Source organism: Pseudomonas sp. ZY71, from assembly GCF_036542145.1.
In the GTDB taxonomy this organism is placed as follows: Bacteria; Pseudomonadota; Gammaproteobacteria; order Pseudomonadales; family Pseudomonadaceae; genus Aquipseudomonas; species Aquipseudomonas koreensis_A.
Genome location: NZ_CP144274.1, coordinates 6,158,899 through 6,179,055, shown reverse-complemented (window position 1 = coordinate 6,179,055; position 20,157 = coordinate 6,158,899). Strand labels below are relative to the sequence as shown.

At 59.4% G+C, this 20,157-nt stretch carries 19 protein-coding genes; 6 read left to right on the top strand and 13 right to left on the bottom strand.

Annotated features, from left to right (window positions below):
- Positions 1-4: 4 nt before the first annotated feature.
- Entirely contained in the window at positions 5-598 is a 594-nt protein-coding gene (gene betI / locus VY732_RS27470) for a transcriptional regulator BetI (RefSeq protein ID WP_077574838.1), read from the bottom strand.
- 486 nt (positions 599-1,084) lie between these two features.
- On the opposite strand from betI, the gene VY732_RS27465 reads away from it, so the two are divergent.
- Positions 1,085-3,025, top strand: a complete 1,941-nt coding sequence (locus tag VY732_RS27465; protein ID WP_235372426.1) for a BCCT family transporter — start codon at positions 1,085-1,087, stop codon at positions 3,023-3,025.
- 225 nt (positions 3,026-3,250) lie between these two features.
- Here VY732_RS27465 and choV read toward each other — a convergent pair whose 3' ends face one another.
- The 3 genes from choV to VY732_RS27450 all read right to left on the bottom strand — a co-directional run bounded on the left by choV (position 3,251) and on the right by VY732_RS27450 (position 6,282).
- Positions 3,251-4,429 carry a choline ABC transporter ATP-binding protein gene (gene choV, locus VY732_RS27460; RefSeq protein WP_034153601.1) on the bottom strand — a complete coding sequence of 393 codons (1,179 nt, stop codon included), beginning with the start codon at positions 4,427-4,429 and terminating at the stop codon, positions 3,251-3,253.
- Entirely contained in the window at positions 4,426-5,271 is an 846-nt protein-coding gene (gene choW / locus VY732_RS27455; RefSeq protein WP_137217404.1) for a choline ABC transporter permease subunit, read from the bottom strand. The genes choV and choW overlap by 4 nt, the downstream gene beginning before the upstream one ends.
- A gap of 66 nt (positions 5,272-5,337) precedes the next feature.
- A complete protein-coding gene (locus VY732_RS27450; RefSeq protein ID WP_150708243.1) occupies positions 5,338-6,282 on the bottom strand; it encodes a choline ABC transporter substrate-binding protein in 945 nt (314 codons plus the stop codon).
- A gap of 437 nt (positions 6,283-6,719) precedes the next feature.
- Between VY732_RS27450 and VY732_RS27445 the strand changes: the two genes are divergently transcribed.
- A complete protein-coding gene (locus VY732_RS27445; protein WP_077574836.1) occupies positions 6,720-8,096 on the top strand; it encodes an L-serine ammonia-lyase in 1,377 nt (458 codons plus the stop codon).
- 514 nt (positions 8,097-8,610) lie between these two features.
- Positions 8,611-9,714, top strand: coding sequence for a GlxA family transcriptional regulator (locus tag VY732_RS27440; RefSeq protein ID WP_007949927.1), 1,104 nt, complete (start codon positions 8,611-8,613; stop codon positions 9,712-9,714).
- Between the two features lie 88 nt (positions 9,715-9,802).
- On the opposite strand, the gene VY732_RS27435 is transcribed toward VY732_RS27440, so the two are convergent.
- From VY732_RS27435 to VY732_RS27410, 6 genes are all read right to left on the bottom strand, one after another.
- Complete coding sequence (locus VY732_RS27435; protein WP_331692804.1) at positions 9,803-10,066, bottom strand: hypothetical protein; 264 nt, start codon at positions 10,064-10,066, stop codon at positions 9,803-9,805.
- Between the two features lie 402 nt (positions 10,067-10,468).
- Positions 10,469-11,632 carry a gamma-butyrobetaine dioxygenase gene (locus tag VY732_RS27430; RefSeq protein ID WP_331692802.1) on the bottom strand — a complete coding sequence of 388 codons (1,164 nt, stop codon included), beginning with the start codon at positions 11,630-11,632 and terminating at the stop codon, positions 10,469-10,471.
- 24 nt (positions 11,633-11,656) lie between these two features.
- The gene (locus VY732_RS27425; protein ID WP_331692800.1) at positions 11,657-12,133 is read right to left on the bottom strand and encodes a thioesterase family protein; all 477 of its coding nucleotides are present in this window, start codon (positions 12,131-12,133) and stop codon (positions 11,657-11,659) included.
- A 563-nt stretch (positions 12,134-12,696) separates the two neighbouring features.
- The gene (locus VY732_RS27420; RefSeq protein WP_137217402.1) at positions 12,697-13,662 is read right to left on the bottom strand and encodes an L-carnitine dehydrogenase; all 966 of its coding nucleotides are present in this window, start codon (positions 13,660-13,662) and stop codon (positions 12,697-12,699) included.
- 140 nt (positions 13,663-13,802) lie between these two features.
- Complete coding sequence (locus tag VY732_RS27415) at positions 13,803-14,690, bottom strand: 3-keto-5-aminohexanoate cleavage protein (RefSeq protein ID WP_008083182.1); 888 nt, start codon at positions 14,688-14,690, stop codon at positions 13,803-13,805.
- A gap of 120 nt (positions 14,691-14,810) precedes the next feature.
- Positions 14,811-15,755, bottom strand: coding sequence for a choline ABC transporter substrate-binding protein (locus VY732_RS27410; protein ID WP_331692799.1), 945 nt, complete (start codon positions 15,753-15,755; stop codon positions 14,811-14,813).
- A gap of 207 nt (positions 15,756-15,962) precedes the next feature.
- Here VY732_RS27410 and VY732_RS27405 point away from each other — a divergent pair, with 207 nt between their 5' ends.
- Positions 15,963-16,907 carry a GlxA family transcriptional regulator gene (locus tag VY732_RS27405; RefSeq protein ID WP_331692797.1) on the top strand — a complete coding sequence of 315 codons (945 nt, stop codon included), beginning with the start codon at positions 15,963-15,965 and terminating at the stop codon, positions 16,905-16,907.
- Positions 16,908-17,028: 121 nt separating this feature from the next.
- Here the strand turns inward: VY732_RS27405 and VY732_RS27400 are convergent, their stop codons facing one another.
- The 3 genes from VY732_RS27400 to VY732_RS27390 form a co-directional block, all read right to left on the bottom strand.
- Positions 17,029-17,445: a DUF3010 family protein gene (locus VY732_RS27400; protein ID WP_331692796.1), complete on the bottom strand. Its 417-nt coding sequence runs from the start codon at positions 17,443-17,445 to the stop codon at positions 17,029-17,031.
- Between the two features lie 30 nt (positions 17,446-17,475).
- Positions 17,476-17,799, bottom strand: coding sequence for a helix-turn-helix domain-containing protein (locus tag VY732_RS27395; protein ID WP_137217400.1), 324 nt, complete (start codon positions 17,797-17,799; stop codon positions 17,476-17,478).
- A 102-nt stretch (positions 17,800-17,901) separates the two neighbouring features.
- Entirely contained in the window at positions 17,902-18,303 is a 402-nt protein-coding gene (locus tag VY732_RS27390; RefSeq protein WP_034153591.1) for a lysozyme inhibitor LprI family protein, read from the bottom strand.
- 234 nt (positions 18,304-18,537) lie between these two features.
- On the opposite strand from VY732_RS27390, the gene VY732_RS27385 reads away from it, so the two are divergent.
- Positions 18,538-19,515: a dipeptidase gene (locus VY732_RS27385; RefSeq protein WP_007962626.1), complete on the top strand. Its 978-nt coding sequence runs from the start codon at positions 18,538-18,540 to the stop codon at positions 19,513-19,515.
- A 107-nt stretch (positions 19,516-19,622) separates the two neighbouring features.
- The gene (locus VY732_RS27380; RefSeq protein WP_005792152.1) at positions 19,623-20,153 is read left to right on the top strand and encodes a DUF5943 domain-containing protein; all 531 of its coding nucleotides are present in this window, start codon (positions 19,623-19,625) and stop codon (positions 20,151-20,153) included.
- Positions 20,154-20,157 lie beyond the last annotated feature (4 nt).

Here is a 20,157-nt window from a genome sequence, read left to right as displayed (position 1 = left end):
TGCTCTAGCTCACCTTCTTGGCCAATTGGAAATCCATGTATTCGTAAGCGATCTGTTGCGCCTGCGCCGTGTCGAAAGCGTCTCCCGACAAAGCGCCGCGCAACCACAAGCCGTCGATCAACGCTGCCAGCCCCCGCGCTGCGCTGCGCGCATCTTCGAGCGGCAACACACGGCGGAACTCGCAGCACAGGTTGGAATACAGACGGTGATCGTTGATCCGCTGCAACCTGTGCAAAGACGGCTGGTGCATGCTGGTGGCCCAAAAGGCCAGCCAGGTTTTCATTGCCGGGCCATTGACCTGGCTGGCGTCGAAGTTGCCTTCGATGATCACCTGCAGATGCGCCCGTGGGCTGCTGTCTGCCAGCGCCTGCCGGCGCGCGGTGACGTTCTCGCTGAGGACGTTCATCAGATACCGCATCGTGGCGGCAATCAGGCCGTTCTTGTCCTGAAAGTAATGACTGATGATGCCATTCGAGACACCGGCCAAACGGGCGATCAGCGCAATGCTGGCGTCCCCCATTCCGACCTGATCGACCGCCTGCAATGTGGCTTCGATCAGTTGTTGGCGGCGGATGGGTTGCATACCGACCTTGGGCATCTTGCACATCTCCTTAGGCCTTCCGAGCGGCGAATCACGCCTATCGGATTGACGGCCAGTCTATTTTGTTTTGATTGAACGTTCAATCAACAAAGAATAAGATCTGCGACAAATCGTCGCTGCCTACAGATTTTTCCTACGTGTAAGTGGCGATAAAACCGACATCCGAAAAAGCTCGAAACCTGCGTGGGGCATGGCGCGGTTCGCGATTCGATGGACGTGTTGAAAGGGCAAGACGCTCAGGGCCAGGTTTCGGATGAACGTCCGTCCACCTTCGGCCACGAAAGCGATTCGCAGCGCCATTTCGGCAGGTTCGGGCATTTTTCGGGGTGTCTTTATATCACCCGCCGGTCGGCTGCCAACTAACCGATTGGTCGGGTTCCGTGTTGCCTTGTGTTCTTCTCTCGCACTGCCTGGAGCATTTGTGCCATGAGTTCTGCCTCGCTTATAAAGACCCCGCCCGAGAAGGTGACGGTCAACGGTTGGGTGTTTTACACCTCTACCGCGCTGATTCTGTTGTTGACCGCCATTCTGATTATCGCCCCGCAAGAGGCCGGCAGACTGTTGGGTATTGCTCAGGCCTGGTTGTCGCGCAGCTTCGGCTGGTACTACATGGTGGTGATCGCCGCCTACCTGGTGTTTGTGGTGGGCCTGGCGTTTTCCTCGTACGGCAAACTCAAACTGGGCAGCAAGGATGACACCCCGGATTTCAGTTACGGCGCCTGGGCGGGGATGCTGTTCTCGTCGGGTATCGGTATTTCGCTGCTGTACTTCGGCGCATCCGAGCCACTGGATCACTACTTCAACCCGCCGGAAGGCGCTTCGGCCAGCAACCTGGCCGCGCGTCAGGCGGTGCAGCTGACATTCCTGCACTGGGGCCTGCACGGCTGGGCGATCTACGCTCTGGTCGGTCTGGCCGTGGCGTACTTTGCTTATCGTCATAACCAGCCGCTGGCACTGCGTTCGGCGCTGTATCCGCTGGTCGGCGAGCGTTGGGTCAAAGGCGCGGCCGGACACGCGGTGGACGGCTTCGGCATGTTCGTGACCCTGCTGGGTCTGGTGACCAATCTGGGGATTGGTTCGCTGCAAGTGTCGTCGGGCCTGGAAAACCTGTTCGGCATGGAGCACAGCAACACCAACCTGCTGATCGTGATCATCGTGATGAGCACCGTGGCGACCATCGCTGCCGTGTCCGGCGTGGAAAACGGCATCCGTCGTCTGTCGAATCTGAACATCGTGCTGTTCAGCGGTCTGCTGATTTTCGTCCTGCTGTTCGGTCCGACCCTGCACCTGCTCAACGGCTTCGTGCAGAACATCGGTGATTACCTCAATGGCATCGTGCTGAAAACCTTCGACCTTTATGTGTACGAAGGCGACAACGCCAAGTCCGAACGCTGGATGGGCCTGTGGACGCTGTTCTACTGGGCGTGGTGGATTTCCTGGGCGCCGTTCGTAGGCATGTTCATTGCGCGTATTTCCCGTGGTCGTACCGTACGTGAACTGGTAGCTGGCGTGCTGCTGATTCCGCTGGGCTTCACCCTGGCCTGGCTGTCGATCTTCGGTAACTCGGCGCTGGATCTGGTGATGAACCATGGCGCGGTGGAGCTCGGCAAGACGGCGCTGGAACAGCCGTCGATGGCGATCTATCAATTGCTTGAACACTACCCGGCGTCGAAAGTCGTCATCGGTGTGTCGATCTTTGTCGGCTTCGTGCTGTTCCTGACCCCGGCCGACTCCGGCGCGGTGATGATGGCGAATCTGTCCTGCAAGGGCGGCAACGTCGACGAAGATGCGCCGCACTGGCTGCGGATCTTCTGGTCGGTGGTGATCACTCTGGTGACCATCGGTCTGCTGTTTGCCGGTAACTTCGAAGCCATGCAAACCATGGTGGTGCTGGCCGGTCTGCCGTTCTCGGTGGTGCTGGTGTTCTTTATGTTCGGCCTGCACAAGGCGATGCGCCAGGACGTGCAGATCGAACAGGAGCAAGCGCAACTGGCAGAGCGCGGTCGTCGTGGTTTCAGCGAGCGTCTGACGCAACTGGATCTGCAACCGAGCCAATCGGTGGTGCAGCGCTTCATGGACAAGCAGGTCAGCCCGGCGCTGGAAGATGCCACCGCGCAGATGCGTGCGCAGGGGCTGGAAGTGCAGACGCTGTTGGGTAAATCCAAGCGTTGCATGGGCGTGCGCGTCGAGATGGAAGAGGGCAACCCTTTCGTTTACGAAGTGAGCCTGGACGGCTATCTGGCGACCCCGACCGAATCGGCGCAGTCCGATGAAGCGCGCCAGCGTTACTACCGCGCTGAAGTGTATTTGCACAACGGCAGCCAGGATTACGACCTGATGGGCTTCACGCAGGATCAGATCACGCGGGATGTGCTCGATCAGTTTGAAAGCCATCGGCAGCTCCTTGGCCGGGTGTACAGCTAAAGTCAAAAGCCCCCTCACCCCAACCCTCTCCCCAAGGGAGAGGGGGAAGGGAGCAGATCGGGGGCTTTTCAAAGCCTGAGTTCGACTCAATTTCTCAGGTCGGTGTAGCTTGAAAGTACAACTCGGTCAGTCCCCTCTCCCTTTGGGAGAGGGCTAGGGTGAGGGGCTTTTCCCTGACCCAATAAAAAAGGGATCGCTCACCGCGATCCCTTTTTTTATCCCGCCTTAACCGAGGTTCTTGCCCAGCAGCGCGTGATACAACTCGCTGTCGCCCAAGATCCCCACCACATGATTGTCATCGTGCAGCACCAGCTTGTTGCCGGTCTGATAACGAATCTGCAGCGCATCACGCATGCCGATGTTCGAATCCACCAGCGTCGGCTTGCGCTCCAGGCCCTCGACCGCTTGCCCCGGTGCCCAGTTCTGCAGGTTCAGCACCGAACCATTCTGCCGCGCACCCTTGATGGTGTTGCCTTCAGCCAGGTCCAGCCACGAATCGCCGCCCGGATCGAGACACACCGAACCGTTGATACGTTTGCACTTGTCCAGTGTGCGCATCAGGCTGCGACCGCAAAGCACGTTGAGCGGATTGGTGTGCGCCACGAACGTACGCACATAATCGTCCGCCGGGTTCAGTACGATCTCTTCCGGCACGCTGTACTGGATGATTCGGCCGTCCTTCATGATCGCGATGCGGCTACCCAATTTGAGCGCCTCGTCGAGGTCATGGCTCACGAACACGATGGTCTTGCTCAGTTTGCGTTGCAGTTCCAGCAGCTCATCCTGCAGGCCCTGACGGATCAGCGGGTCGAGCGCCGAAAACGGTTCGTCCATCAATAGAATGTCAGCGTCCATCGCCAGTGCCCGCGCCAGACCGACACGCTGCTGCATGCCGCCGGAAAGTTCGTCAGGCTTCTTGTTGCGCCATTGGGTCAGGCCGACCAGTTCGAGTTTTTCATCGACGAGCTTCTTGCGTTCTTTCTCCGGACGGCCCTGCATTTCCAGACCGAAACTGATGTTCTCGCGCACCGTCAGCCACGGCATCAGGGCGAACTTCTGGAACACCATGGCGATGCGTTTGGTGCGCATCATTTTCAGCTCGGCGGGGGTGCAGGAGGCGATGTCGATCTGGCGGTTTTCATGCTCGACGAACAGTTTGCCGCGGCTCACGGTGTTGAGGCCGTTGATGCAGCGCAGCAGGCTCGACTTGCCGGAACCGGACAGGCCCATCAGCACGCAGATTTCGCCTTTGTTGATGTCCAGCGTGGCTTTCTCCACGCCGACGATCTGTCCGGTCTTTTTCAGGATCTCGTTGCGGGTCATGCCCTGATCCAGCAGCTTGAGCGCCTCGCGCGGATCCTTGGAGAAGATTACGTCGACGTCTTCGAAGCGAATTATGCTCATGCGTCACCCCCTACTTTAGCGTCGGGTTGTTTGCAGATACGGTCGAGCATGATCGCCAGCAGTACGATCGCCAGGCCCGCTTCGAAGCCCAGGGCGATATCAGCAGTGTTCAGTGCGTTGACCACCGGTTTGCCGAGTCCGTCGGCGCCCACCAGTGCCGCGATCACCACCATCGACAACGACAGCATGATGCACTGGGTGATGCCGGCCGCGATGCTCGGCATGGCGTGAGGCAGTTCGATCCGTGAGAGCAGTTGGCGACGCGAGCAGCCGAAGGCCTTGCCGGCGTCCATCAGTTCTTGCGGGACATCGCGGATGCCCAGGTAGGTCAGGCGGATCGGCGCAGCGATGGCGAACACCACCGTGGAGATCAGGCCCGGGACCACACCCAGCCCGAAGAGGGTCAGGGTAGGAATGAGGTAAACGAAGGTCGGTACGGTCTGCATCAGATCGAGTACCGGACGCATGACAGTGTAGAACATCGGTTTGTGCGCGGCGACGATGCCCAACGGCACGCCGATGACCACGCAGACCAGGGTCGCGAACATGACCTGGGCGAGGGTTTCCATGGTTTCCTGCCAGTACCCCAGATTGAGGATCAGCAGGAAGGAGGCGATCACGAAAGCGGTCAATCCCCATTTGCGCTGGATCAGATGCGCGAGCAGGGCGATCAGGCCAATCAAGACCAGTGGGTTGAACCAGGTCAGCGCAAACGTCACGCCGTGGATCATCGTTTCCAGGGTCACGGCGATTGCGTCGAAGGTGCTGGCGCCGTGTTGCGTCAGCCATTCAACGAAGCCCGCGATGTACTGGCCTAAAGGTATTTTCTGATCAATCAGCATGGTAGTGAACGTCCGCATGCAAGGAAATAAACAGCCCGGACGGCCGCAGCCGTCCGGCATAAGCGATTACTGAAGCTTGGCTTTCACGGCCTCCAGGCCAGGTTTACCGTCAATGGTGGTCACGCCAGTGAGCCAGGTATCGAGCACTTGTGGATTCTTTTTCAGCCAGGCCTTGGCGGCCGCGTCAGGCTTCATCTTGTCGTCGAGGATGTTGCCCATCAGTTCGCTTTCCATGTCGACGGTGAACTCCAGGTTCTTCAGCAACTGACCGACGTTGCTGCATTCCGCGGCGTAACCCTTGCGGGTGTTGGTCGCCACGGTCGCCGCACCGAAATCGGGGCCGAAGAAATCATCGCCACCGGTCAGGTATTGAATCTTGAAGCGCTTGTTCATCGGGTGCGGCGCCCAGCCGAGGAAGACCACCGCTGTGTCGCGTTTTTGCGCGCGATCCACTTGCGAGAGCATGCCCGCTTCCGAGGATTCGACGACTTTGAAACCGGCGGTCTTCAGGCCGAAGGCGTCCTTGTCGATCATGCTCTGGATCAGACGGTTGCCGTCATTGCCAGGCTCGATGCCGTAGATCTTGCCGTCGAGTTCTTTCTTGAATTTGGCGATGTCGGCGAAGTCATGCAGACCTTTGTCATACAGGGCTTGCGGCACGGCGAGGGTGTACTTGGCGCCTTTGAGGTTGGTGCGCACGGTTTCCACGGTGCCGGCATCGCGGTAGGCCTTGATGTCGTTTTCCATGGTCGGCATCCAGTTGCCGAGGAACACGTCCATGTTCTTGCCGTCGGCCAGCGACTTGTAGGTCACGGGTACGGAGATCATGGTGGTCTTGGTCTTGTAGCCGAGGGCGTTGAGCACAACAGAAGTGGTAGCGGTGGTGGCGGTGATGTCGGTCCAGCCGACATCGGAGAAGTTAACGGTACTGCACTGCGCCGGTTCTGCAGCTTGCGCCAGTAACGGCAGACTCAGCATGGCGGCCAACAACAACGACGGGGAACCTTTCATGGATGGACTCCTAGGTGTTTTTTTTGGCAGTGTTCCGACTGTGGACCACCGCACTTATAGGTTGCGGTTGGATGGCGTTCTGGAGACAGCTCTACCACGGCGCCTTGCAATCGAGTCACAACGATCATGTACCAGTGAAAATCTGACGCCTACAGGGGGGGTCGTATCCAGTACAGGGATGGTCGCATCCAGTGTCGGTGACGTCGTTTACAGCTTTTTTCAGCCCCCGATGGCCATCTGAACCGCATAAAAACGGCGAAAAACCGGGGCGAAAACGGCGCGGCGCTGGTGGGCATGAGTGCGTCGGTGTCAGACGCCGTGCGCTCCGACAAAAGCCTGATGATGCGGGCATTCCGGCGGATCGCAGCTTGAGCGTAGCAGCTCCGCCAGCGGGCGCTTTTGCGTCCCGGACCGGTATCCTCAGGAGCTCTGCAGCAATGGCTATCAGCGTTTTCGACCTGTTCAAAATCGGCATCGGCCCTTCCAGTTCCCACACCGTCGGGCCGATGCGCGCGGCGGCGTTGTTCGTCGAGTCGCTACGGGACAAGCACCAGTTGGAACAGGTGCGTCGTATAGAAGTGCAATTGTTCGGATCGCTGTCGGCCACGGGCATTGGCCACGGCAGCGACAACGCGGTGATCATGGGTTTGATGGGCGAGTGGCCGGACGCAATCGACCCGTCGCAGATCGGCCCACGTATCCAGGCGCTACGCGAAACGCACACCCTGCTATTGGATGGTCGCTTGTCGGTGCCGTTTGTCTGGGCACGGGACATGCGCCTGATCGACGAGAACCTGCCATTCCACCCCAATGCCATGACGATTGTGGCCGAGGGCGATCACGGCGAACTGCATCGCGACACCTACTATTCGGTGGGTGGCGGTTTTGTCGTCGATCAAAAGCAAGCCTCAAGCGGTGTCGTCGATCTGGATCGCACTGAATTGCCGTATGACTTTTCCAGCGCGGTTGAACTGCTGGATCTGTGCAAGAAGAACAACTTGCGCGTTGCCGAATTGATGATGGCCAACGAAAAGGTCTGGCGCAGTGAAGAAGAAATCCGCGCCGGGCTGATGAAGCTGTGGCGGGCGATGCAGGACTGCGTCGAGCAGGGGCTCAAGCACGAAGGCATCCTGCCGGGCGGTTTGAATGTGCGGCGGCGTGCGGCGAAGTTGCATCGCAGTCTTCAGGAATTGGGCAAGCCCAATGTGATCGGCTCGACGCTCAGCGCGATGGAGTGGGTCAACCTGTTCGCCCTGGCAGTTAATGAAGAGAATGCGGCGGGCGGGCGCATGGTCACGGCGCCGACCAATGGCGCGGCGGGGATCATTCCGGCAGTGCTGCACTACTTTATGAAGTTCAGCGAAGCGGTGACGGACGCCAACGTGGTCGACTACTTCCTCGGTGCGGCGGCGGTGGGGATTCTGTGCAAGAAGAATGCTTCGATCTCGGGCGCTGAGGTTGGCTGTCAGGGTGAGGTCGGTTCGGCCTGCGCAATGGCGGCGGCGGGGCTGGCGGAGATTCTTGGCGCTACGCCGGAGCAGTTGTGCAACGCGGCGGAAATTGGCCTGGAACATAACCTTGGGCTGACCTGCGATCCGGTCGGCGGCCTGGTGCAAGTGCCGTGCATCGAGCGCAATGCGATTGCCGCGGTTAAGGCAATCAATGCGGCGCAGATGGCGTTGCGTGGCGATGGTCAGCACTTTATCTCGCTGGACCGGGTGATCCGCACCATGCGTGATACCGGAGCGGATATGCATGACAAATATAAAGAGACATCGCGGGGTGGGTTGGCGGTCAGTGCGGTTGAGTGCTGAGACCGAGTCGCCTCCATCGCGAGCAGGCTCACTCCTACAGGGGAACGCATTCCAAATGTAGGAGTGAGCCTGCTCGCGATAGCGCTAGACCAGTCAAAATTGCTCATCAAGTGAACACAGACAATAAATCACGCTACCTTTTAGCGCGTCGCAAACAGATAAGAGTCTTTCCCACCTGTTACACGCGCTCAGCCCTTCTACCGTCCGTCACCCGTGCCTGCGGTGACACTCCCCACAAACTGCGCGCAGGCCCGTTCCCACAAGTGCTACCGATTTGCTCACACGCAACGGGGCAGGGCTTTCACCCACGCTGATGGCACTTCGAAATACCTTTCGTCGGACGTCTCGTATAGACACGTCGCGACGTCGTTTTCAGGAGTTATTGAACGGCCATCCAATTTTAGGCATGGCAATTGCTCTGTCATAACAAAGCCCGTCTCCCACGCGAGAACGCTGGCAATAACAAGAGCCTCCGCCTGAGGCCATCACCCGCTTTGTGTGAGGAGATACCGCGATGACGTCGTTCAACTCCGGGGCCCAACCCCAGAACCGTGCGCCTCAATCCATCGGCTTTCTGCTGCTGGACAATTTCACGCTGATTTCTCTGGCCTCCGCAGTAGAACCCCTGCGCATGGCCAACCAATTGTCTGGTCGCGAGCTGTATCGCTGGAGCACCCTCACCGTCGATGGCGGTCAGGTGTGGGCCAGTGACGGTCTGCAAATCACTCCCGACGCTTCCATGCACAAAGCGCCGCCGCTGGACACTGTGATTGTCTGCGGCGGTATCGGCATCCAGCGCACTGTCACCCGTGAACACGTCTCGTGGCTGCAAAGCCAGGCGCGTCAGTCCAAGCGTCTCGGCGCCGTGTGCACCGGCAGTTGGGCGCTCGCTTGCGCCGGGTTGCTCGACGGTTTCGATTGCAGCGTGCATTGGGAATGTCTGGCGGCGATGCAGGAAGCTTTCCCGCGCGTGGCGATGAGCACCCGTCTGTTCACCCTCGACCGTAACCGTTTCACCAGCTCCGGCGGCACCGCACCGCTGGACATGATGCTGCACCTGATCAGCCGCGATCACGGCCGTGAACTGTCCGCCGCGATCTCGGAAATGTTCGTCTACGAACGCATCCGCAACGAACAGGATCACCAGCGTGTGCCGCTCAAGCACATGCTCGGCACCAACCAGCCGAAACTGCAGGAAATCGTTGCGCTGATGGAAGCCAATCTGGAAGAGCCAATCGACCTGGATGAACTGGCGGTGTACGTCGCTGTGTCGCGTCGACAGCTGGAGCGCCTGTTCCAGAAATACCTGCACTGCTCGCCGTCGCGTTACTACTTGAAGCTGCGCCTGATCCGCGCCCGGCAACTGCTCAAGCAGACGCCGATGTCGATCATCGAAGTGGCGTCGGTGTGTGGTTTCGTTTCGACGCCGCACTTCTCCAAGTGCTACCGCGAATACTTCGGCATTCCGCCGCGTGACGAGCGCGTAGGCTCCAACACCACCCAGCAAGTGGCGATGCTGCCGCTGCCGCAGGCAATCGTGATGTCGCCGCTGTCGGGGCCGATGTCGGCGTTGAGTCAGGCGCGCAATGAGTCGACGTTTGCCAGCGTAAGGCTGTAGACCGAGTCATCGTTCTTCGCGAGCAGGCTCGCTCCCACAGTAGGAATGCATTCCAATGTGGGAGCGAGCCTGCTCGCGAATGGATTTATCAGGCGCTATGGCTTTGCTGATAGTCCGCCAATGCCGGCAACAACTGTTTGTCGATCGCCTGACGCACCGCCGGCTGAATGCTGGCGCCGCTGGTGTATATGTCCTTGACCATCTTGCGCAGTTCAAACGCGCGAACATTATCCAGACCGCGCACCGCGCACTCGCAAGCCTGATCGGCGGTAGTGCCGCTGGGTACTTGAATACCCAACGCCTTGAGCTGGCCCAACAAATCTTCCTGATCGATCAAATCGGCATACATCATGACGCGCATCCTTCTTCGGTAACGGAGGTCGTGGCTCGATTCTGGTAGCCATGCCGGGGCACGGCAAGGGCGATTTGTCGCAGTGGCTGCGACGACTATGAACAGGTCGTTTTCGGCTAACTCGCCGCTCAAGGGAGTGGGCACACTGAGCTCAGCTCGCAACACGAAGGTTTGGTCACCCTCGCACGGCAGCTCCTCAACAGTACCCTCTGCCCCGATCCTGTCACGGCTTGTATCGGGGCTTTTTTTTGCTGTGAATCAGTCAGAGATTTGTTGTTTCCGCTGACGCCTTCGCGAGCAGGCTCGCTCCCACAGGTGACCGCGTTCATTCATGGGAATGCGATTAAATGTGGGAGCGAGTCTGTCTCCGGGCGGCGTTCCGACGAAGAACGCTGACGCGGTCTAGCGTTGCAACACCAGAATCCGCGACAACAATTCATCTCTGTCGATATAGCAGCCCTGGAAATGCCGCGCCCCCGTGGCTGGATCAAAGGCATTGCGCGCATGCAGCGTGCGGCGATTATCGAAGCACCACAGCTCACCGGGATTGAGCCGTTGCATCAGCCTAAACCGTGGCTCGCGAGTCATCGCAATAAACCGCCGATACGCCCGATACAACTGCGGCATCTGCTCCACAGAGGTATCAAACGCCCCACGCAGAAAGTTCGCCATGCGAATTTCCGCCACGCGCCCCAACGGATCCACAGCAATGATCGGCGCCAGGCAGCGATAGTCGCTGTGGCGATCCTTGTTGCGAAACTCCACGGGGATTTCACACAGCGCCTGAAACGCTGCCGGATCCTCACTGCGCAACGCATCGGCAATCGCAAAACCATCGACAAAAATACTCTCGCCACCCTCGGCGTCATTCACCAGGCAATGCAGAAGTTGCAGCCCCGGTTGCAGCTCGCGGGTGGGCAGGTCGGTGTGCAACGGCAGGTTGAAAGCAGTGTAGGCGTTACTGTCGGCGTCGGCCCTGGATTGCACGTTGAACAGCACACCGAAGTTGCTCTCGCGGATAAAGGAAATACGTTGCGCGATGAGCTTCAGCGAACCGGGTTCGGTGGGTACGCCGCGCACTTGCGTCAGGCCGATGTCGCGCACGGCGAGCAGCCATTGCAGCAGCGCGGCGTTGTCGTTCATCAGCTCCGAATAGTCGAACACTGGCAACTGCAAATCGCTGCGCCACAGATAAGGCTTGGGTTTGCTGGCCAGGCGTTCGGCGCGTGATTCATCGTCATAGGCATGAGCGCGCAACCAGCCCGGATCGAAACGGCTGAGGTGGCCGTCCTGCCAGTCGATGCGCAGACAGCCGTCGGTATCGATATGCGCGGCTATCGGTTTCAGATCATCAGCAGCATCGACAGTCTCGAAAACCTGCTCACGGGTAACGTTGTAAACGCAACGTTCACACGGGCAGTTGTCGCGCAACCAGACATGGTGGAACGGGCTGATGCGACCATCAGCCCACTCAATGGCAACGCGATCCGCCAGGTTCTGCACGCCAGCGAGCGCGCTGATCAACGGATAAGTACGGAAATCGGCAACAGCGGCAGCGGTGTTCATGGCGGCTCCTTGCGATCGATGGATTTACCTTGCAGGCGGCAGCGCGATAACGCGGCCGATGTAAGCGGGAGCGGGCAGGTCGTTTTGCTCGGCGACGATGCTTTGCAGGCGGCTCAACGTGTCCGGGCTGAACGGCGCCGAACGTGGGCCTGCGAGGTCGACGTGCAACAGCATCTGTTCGTTGCCGGCCAGTTCCTGTTCGTCACCGACCTTGTGCAGGCTGTGATAGAGGTGCAGGCGTTTGCTGTCGTGGGCGATGATTTGCGTGTGCACTTCGACCTCGGTGTCGAGCTTCACTTCGTGCAGGTAGTTGAGGTGCAGTTCGAGGGTGAACAGGGAGTGGCCGCTGGCTTCGCGGTTGCTGCTGTCCATACCGAGGCGGTCCATCAGGGCGTCGGTGGCGTAGCTGAAAATCAGCAGGTAGAAGGCGTCCCGCAGGTGGCCGTTGTAGTCGACCCAGTCGGGGATGATTCGGGTTTGGTAGGTGGTGAGCTGGGGCATGGTTTGGGTTCCGGCAGTTAGGTGGTTTTCAAGATCAAAAGCTACCCCCTCACCCCAGCCCTCTCCCCAAGGGGAGAGGGGGAAAGGGAGCAGATCGGGGGCCTTTCAAAACTCGAGTTCGGCTCGGTGGTGCAAGTCGGCGTAACTCGAACAATCAACACGGTCAGTCCCCTCTCCCTCAGGGGGCAGAGGGGGAAAGGGAGCAGATCGGGTGCCTTTCAAAACTCGAGTTCGGCTCGGTGGTGCAAGTCGGCGTAGCTCGAACAATCAACACGGTCAGTCCCCTCTCCCTCAGAGGGCAGAGGGGGAAAGGGAGCAGATCGGAGGCCTTTCAAAACTTGAGTTCGGCTCGGTGGTGCAAGTCGGCGTAACTCGAACAATCAACACGGTCAGTCCCCTCTCCCTCAGGGGGCAGAGGGGGAAAGGGAGCAGATCGGAGGCCTTTCAAAACTTGAGTTCGGCTCGGTGGTGCAAGTCGGCGTAACTCGAACAATCAACACGGTCAGTCCCCTCTCCCTCCGGGAGAGGGTTAGGGTGAGGGCAGCGATGTCATGCCAGACACATCACTCGCTGAAACTCATCCCATGCTTTTCCTTGGTGGTCTTCACCGCCTCCAGCACTGCCAGCAAGCAATCATCACGATAGCGCTCCAGCGCCGAAATACTGTGACGACCAAGCTGATCACTGGTGCCATCAACCACATCATCAATCAACTTCTCCGTCAGCTCCGGTGCCGGCAGATAGGTCCACGGCAACTGCAACGCCGGGCCGAATTGCGACATGAAGTGGCGCATGCCCGCATCACCACCGGCCAGGGTGTAAGTCAGGAACGTACCCATGAACGACCAGCGCAACCCGGCGCCAAAACGGATCGCATCATCGATCTCGCCAGTGGTCGCGACACCGTCATTGACCAGGTGCAGCGCCTCTCGCCACAACGCTTCAAGCAAGCGGTCGGCGATAAATCCGGGCACTTCCTTGCGCACATGCAACGGGCGCATGCCGAGGGATTCGTAGACTTTCATCGCCGCTTGCACGGCTTCCGGCGCAGTGTTCTTGCCGCCCACGACTTCGACCAACGGCAGCAGATAGACCGGGTTGAACGGGTGGCCTACCACGCAGCGCTCCGGGTGCGTCGAGCTCTCGTAGAACTCACTCGGCAACAGGCCCGAAGTGCTCGAGCCGATCAACGCATTCGGCTTGGCCGCGGCGCTGATTTTGCTGTGCAGATCGAGCTTCAATTCGAGACGTTCCGGGGCGCTTTCCTGAATGAAGTCGGCATCGCGTACGCACTCCTCGATGGTCGCGACAAAGCGCAGACGATCCTGCGAAGCACCCGGCGCCAGACCGTTTTTCTCCAGCGCACCCCAGGCGTTGGCCACGCGTTTGCGCAGTGCCGCTTCGGCGCCGGGTGCCGGGTCCCAGGCGATCACATCCAGGCCATGGGCGAGGGCGCGGGCGACCCAGCCACTGCCGATGACACCGCTGCCCAGCGCGGCGAAGGTTTTGATTTCGGTGATAAAGCTCATGGTGATTTCCTGAATAGTTCGGCGATCAACTGTGGGAGCGAGCCTGCTCGCGAAAGCGGTGGCTCTGCTGATGAAGATGCTTCGGATGTACGGGCCTCTTCGCGAGCAGGCTCGCTCCCACAGGGGAAATGAGTGATGGTTTAACCACGCTGGGTCAGGCCCATTTTTTTGCGGCCTTCGGCAGGCGTGAGCACCCGGGCGCCGAGGCGGCTGAGGATTTCGCTGGCGCGCTCCACTAATTGGCCATTGGTCGCCAGCACGCCTTTGTCCAGCCACAGGTTGTCTTCCAGCCCGACCCGTACGTTGCCGCCGAGCAATACCGCTTGCGCGGCCATCGGCATCTGCATGCGGCCAATGCCAAACCCGGCCCACACCGCATCGGCCGGCAAGTTATCGACCATGGCTTTCATCGTGGTGGTATCCGCCGGCGCGCCCCACGGAATACCCAGGCACAACTGGAACAACGGGTTATCCAGCAAGCCTTCCTTGATCATCTGCTTGGCGAACCACAGGTGCCCGGTGTCGAAAATCTCCAGCTCGGCCTTCACGCCCAGCTCGGTGATGCGCTTGGCGCCGGCCCGCAATTGCGCCGGGGTGGAGACGTAAATGGTGTCGCCGTCGCCGAAGTTCAGCGTGCCGCAATCGAGAGTGCAGATTTCCGGCAATAGCGCTTCAACGTGGGCGAGACGAGTCAGCGGGCCGACCAGATCGGTGTTCGGGCCGAACTCCATCGGGTTCTCGCCGGCGCCGATTTCCAGGTCGCCGCCCATGCCGGCCGTCAGGTTGACGATGATGTCGACGTCCGCCTCGCGGATGCGCTCCATCACTTCGCGGTACAGCGCCACGTCACGGCTGAACTTGCCGGTCTGCGGATCACGCACGTGGCAGTGCACGACGGTGGCGCCAGCCTTGGCCGCTTCAACGGCGGCTGCTGCGATCTGTTTCGGGGTGACCGGCACATGCGGGCTCTTGGCGGTCGTGTCGCCAGCACCGGTGAGTGCGCAGGTGATGATGACGTCGTGGTTCATGGTGCGGTTTCCTTCAGGCGTGATGGGTCTGTCCGCAGCCTTTTTCGGGGCTGCGAAGCTTCGTCCGGTTCCCTCTCCCCTTGGGAGAGGGCTAGGGTGAGGGGCTTTTAAATGAGAGGGTTATTTGCTGGTCAGCTGCAGGTTTTCAGCAGCCGGTTTGCCATCGAACGTGGTCACACCTTCCAGCCAGCGCTGCTTGTCTTCAGGGTGATCCTTGAGCCATTGCCTGGCGGATTCAAAGGCGTCCTTGTGGTCGAGCAGCGGCTGCATCATCCGGCTCTCGTCTTCGGCGGTGAACGTCAGGTTGGTCAGCAGGCGACCGATGTTCGGGCACTGCTCGGCGTATTTCGGCGCGGTGACCGTCCACACCGTGGCCATGCCTTCGTTCGGGCCGAGGGCGTCGTCGCTGCCGGTCAGATACGTCATCTGCACGTTGACGTTCATCGGGTGCGGCGCCCAGCCAAAGAACACCACGGCCTCTTTGCGGCGCACAGCGCGGTCGACGGCGGCGAGCATCCCGGCTTCGCTGGACTCGACCAGCTGGAATTTGCCGAGGCCGAACTGGTTCTTGGCGATCATTGCCTTGATCTGCGTGTTGGCGCCCGAGCCCGGCTCGATGCCGTAGATCTTGCCGCCCAGTTCTTTTTCAAACCTGGCGATGTCGGCGAAGGTCTTCAGGCCCTTGTCGGCCAGATAAGTCGGCACGGCGAGGGTTGCACGGGCATCTTTCAGGATTGGCGCTTCGAGGACTTTGACCTGATTGGCGTCGACAAACGGCGTGATGGTCTGCGTCATCAACGGGTTCCAGTAACCGAGGAACAGGTCCAGGCGCTGATCGCGGATCCCGGCGAAGATGATTTGCTGGGAGGCGCTGGTTTGTTTGGTGTTGTAGCCGAGGCCGTCGAGCAGGACCTGGGTCATGGCACTGGTGGCGATCACGTCGGTCCAGTTGACCACGCCCATGCGCACGTTCTGGCACGAGGCGGGTTCGGCCGCCATGACGCTGGCGCTGAAGAAAGCGGTACCGCTGAGTGCGAGAACACAGCTGCTGATCAGTCGTTTCATGTCGGGTTCCTCGGCAGGTCGTTTATTGTGAGTTCCGGCATCTGTCGTGCCGGTGATGCAAAGTTACGCAGCTATACGCCCATGAAAGCGCACTGCGGCGACTGGCATTTGCACTGTAGCGACCTGTGCGCTTGAACGCTGACGACAATCGGCGTATCAACGAGCCACGCTCCCCTCCCTCTCGTTACCCGCGAATCGAGTGCGCACATGTCCCAGGATTTCTACTTTTTGCTGATGCCGGGGTTCTCCGCCATTGGCTTTATTTCCGCGATCGAACCGCTGCGCGTGGCCAACCGCTTCCGTGGCGAGTTGTATCGCTGGCATGTGTTGAGTGCCGACGGCGGCGCGGTGCTGGCGAGCAACGGCATGTCGGTCAACGCCGACGCGGCGCTGGAGCCGTTGAAGAAAGGCGCGACGTTGTTGGTGGTGGCCGGGTTTGAACCGCTGAAGTTCGCCACGCCAACCCTTGAACACTGGTTGCGGCGGCTGGATAACGAAGGCGTAACCCTCGGTGCCATCGACACCGGCAGCTTTGTCCTTGCTGAAGCGGGCCTGCTTGACGGTCATCGCCTGACCCTGCACTGGGAAGCCATCGATGCGTTCAGGGAATCTTATCCACAACTCAGCGTCACCCAGGAATTGTTCGAGATCGACCGGCGGCGCATCACCTCGGCCGGCGGCACGGCTTCCATCGATTTAATGCTCGATCTGATCGCCCAGGCCCACGGCCCGCAACTGGCGATTCAGGTCAGCGAGCAGTTTGTGCTGGGGCGCATTCGTCCACGCAAAGACCACCAGCGCATGGAAGTCGCCACGCGTTACGGCATCAACAACAAGAAATTGGTGCAAGTGATCGGCGAGATGGAGCAGCACAGCGAACCGCCGCTGACCACGCTGCAACTGGCGGAATCGATCAAAGTGACGCGACGGCAACTGGAGCGCTTGTTTCGGCTGCATCTGAACGACACGCCGAGCAACTTCTACCTGCGCTTGCGACTGGAAAAGGCCCGGCAGCTACTGCGCCAGACCGACATGAGCGTGCTCGAAGTGAGCATCGCCTGCGGCTTCGAATCACCGTCGTATTTCACCCGCAGCTACCGTGCACGCTTCGCTCGCTGCCCCCGCGAAGACCGGCGTACCGCCCAAGCCTGAATGGATGCACCCAAAACCCCTGTAGGAGTGAGCCTGCTCGCGATAGCGGTAAGTCAGACAACACTGATGTCGACTGACACTTCGTCATCGCGAGCAGGCTCACTCCTACAGTTTGATCGGGTTACTTCTTCAGCAACGCCGAACACGCCGCTTTATAAGCCTCATGCTGATACTTGTTCAGCGTCCCCGGCAGCTCGAAATTGTGCTTCTTCGCCTGCGCATTGATCGTCTGCGGCGACAACAACGTCACCTCACAACCATCCAGCAACTGCAAAATTCCTTCAATCTTGAACGTCGTCGGCCCACCGGCAAACTCACCTTTCTTGCTGCGCTTCTTGATCGCAATCCGGTCAACCGAATTCTCCCGCACAAACGACGCCACCTGCGCCGCAAAGAGCTTAACGTTTGCCGCTTCGTCATCGTCTTCGAGGGCGATCTTCTTGGTGGCAAGGGGAATGTGGCTCAACGCCGAACCGTCGAGAGCGGCCACGGCGATGATCGCTTCGCTGCCTTTGATTTCGATGCCGCAGATGTTCATGGGGAATTCCTTGAAGTGAAGAGGGCAAGCTTACAGCTCTAGCTGATTGGCGGTGATGCCGAACGCCGATGCAATTTTGTCACGCGTAGCTTTGCGAGGTTTGGCGACTGTTTCTTGCTGGGCAAACGCCGGTTGCGAAATGCCCATGCGTTTGGCGACTTCTTCCTGAGTCAGGTTTAGGTATTCGCGCCAGGCACGGATCGGTGTCGCTCCGTCGACCATCCGACTGACCACTTCATGGGGAATCAGATCGGGCTGCATTTTCTGCGCGACGTATTGCGCATAGGGAATGACCACGAAGGCGGGGTTGCCCTCGGCGTCGTTGATGATCTGGATATCTGTGGATAACTTCATATTCGGAGAAATATAAGTCTTTTATAAGATTTCAGAATCTTTGCTTATATTTCTCCCAAGGCCAATCAACAAGAATTGACGGCATGTTACGAGTGGTCAGGATCACTCCTGCCCAATCGACTCCAAAAACTCCGACCGTTCATCACTCATCCGCGCCACGCAGTCATTCTGCGCAATTGTGAAGGCCTTGCTGCCCGCCGTCGCCGGGAACGCTTCCACCGCGCAATCGGCATCCCGCGTCTTCAGCCATTGCTGCTGAGCCGTCTTGATCTTGGCGGTAATGTCCGCCAGTTGCGTGGCGTTTTTGCCGTACGCGGTCTGCATGCGTTCGGTCAGGCTGGCGTAGTTGTCCTTGAGCAGGTCTTCGGCGGTGCTGCGGCTGTAGGTCGAGCATTCCAGGGTCTGGACGTCGTTTTCGACGGCGTCGCAGGGGTTGTTGTCGGATTCTTCGGCGGCGTGTACGCCGGTCGCAAGCAAAGCCAAAGCCAGGAAGATCGATTTCATTGTTGTCGCCGCTCTAATCCAGTGGTGTTTCCAAGATGCCGGAGATTCTGGCTCAAGCTTGCGGGCTTGAACAGGTAGCTGATCGGAGCGTCTGGCGACCCTTTGTCGCGGATTGACGCTTTCGGCAATTCCCCTGTCGTTTTTGCACCCGGTCGCCCCGGCACCGAGGCATATGCTGGCCCCAAAGCGCCGGCAGACGATTCGGCGCATGAATCGCCAATAAGGGGACGCCTGATGAGCCCAGCCGAATTACACGCCGACAGCATCGTTATCGACGGTCTGATCATTGCCAAATGGAACCGCGAGCTGTTCGAAGACATGCGCAAGGGCGGTCTGACGGCAGCCAACTGCACTGTGTCGGTGTGGGAAGGCTTTCAGGCGACCGTGAACAATATTGCTGCCAGCCAGAAGCTGATCCGCGAAAACAGCGACCTGGTGATGCCGGTGCGCACCACCGCTGACATCCGTCGCGCCAAGGAGCAGGGCAAGACCGGCATCCTCTTCGGCTTCCAGAATGCCCACGCGTTTGAAGACCAGATCGGCTATGTCGAGGTGTTCAAGCAGCTCGGCGTCGGCATCGTGCAGATGTGCTACAACACCCAGAATCTGGTCGGCACCGGTTGCTACGAGCGTGACGGCGGCCTGTCGGGTTTCGGTCGCGAAATCGTTGCCGAGATGAACCGCGTCGGCGTCATGTGCGATCTGTCCCACGTCGGTTCCAAGACTTCTGAAGAAGTCATCCTCGAATCGAAAAAACCGGTCTGCTATTCCCACTGCCTGCCGTCGGGTCTCAAAGAGCACCCGCGCAACAAATCCGATGCAGAACTGAAGTTCATTGCCGACCACGGCGGTTTTGTCGGTGTGACCATGTTCGCGCCGTTCCTCGCCAAAGGCATCGATTCGACCATCGACGACTACGCCGAGGCGATCGAATACACCATGAACATCGTCGGCGAAGACGCCATCGGCATCGGCACCGACTTCACCCAGGGTCACGGTCAGGACTTCTTCGAATACCTGACCCACGACAAGGGCTACGCCCGCCGTCTGACCAGCTTCGGCAAGATCATCAATCCGCTGGGCATCCGCACCGTCGGCGAGTTCCCGAACCTGACCGAAACCCTGCTCAAGCGCGGCCATTCCGAGCGCGTGGTGCGCAAGATCATGGGCGAAAACTGGGTCAACGTCTTGAAAGACGTCTGGGGCGAATAACGCTGACTCAAGACCGCCGCCGAACTGCCCCCTCTCCTGTGGGAGAGGGCTGGGGTGAGGGCAGCGGTCAGCACTGAATCCACTATTTTTTCTGGAGTTAAGTTTCCATGGCCAAGATCGCCCCGCAATTGCCAATCGAAGTCGACAGCGAGACCGGTGTCTGGACCTCCGACGCCCTGCCAATGCTCTACGTGCCGCGTCACTTCTTCGTGAATAACCACATGGGCATCGAGGAAGTTTTGGGTGCTGACGCCTATGCCGAGATCCTCTACAAGGCCGGCTACAAATCCGCCTGGCACTGGTGCGAGAAAGAAGCCGAATGCCACGGCCTGGAAGGCGTCGCGGTGTTCGAGCACTACATGAAACGCCTGTCGCAACGCGGCTGGGGCCTGTTCAAGATCCAGGACATCGACCTCGACAAAGGCACCGCCAGCGTCAAGCTCGAGCACTCGGCGTTCGTCTACGTCTACGGCAAGGTCGGGCGCAAGGTCGATTACATGTTCACCGGTTGGTTTGCCGGGGCCATGGATCAGATTCTTGAGGCGCGCGGCAGCAAGATTCGCACGGTTGCCGAGCAAGTTTACGGTGGCTCCGAAGAAGGCCACGACGACGGCCTGTTCACCGTCAAGCCGTTGTAAGTCG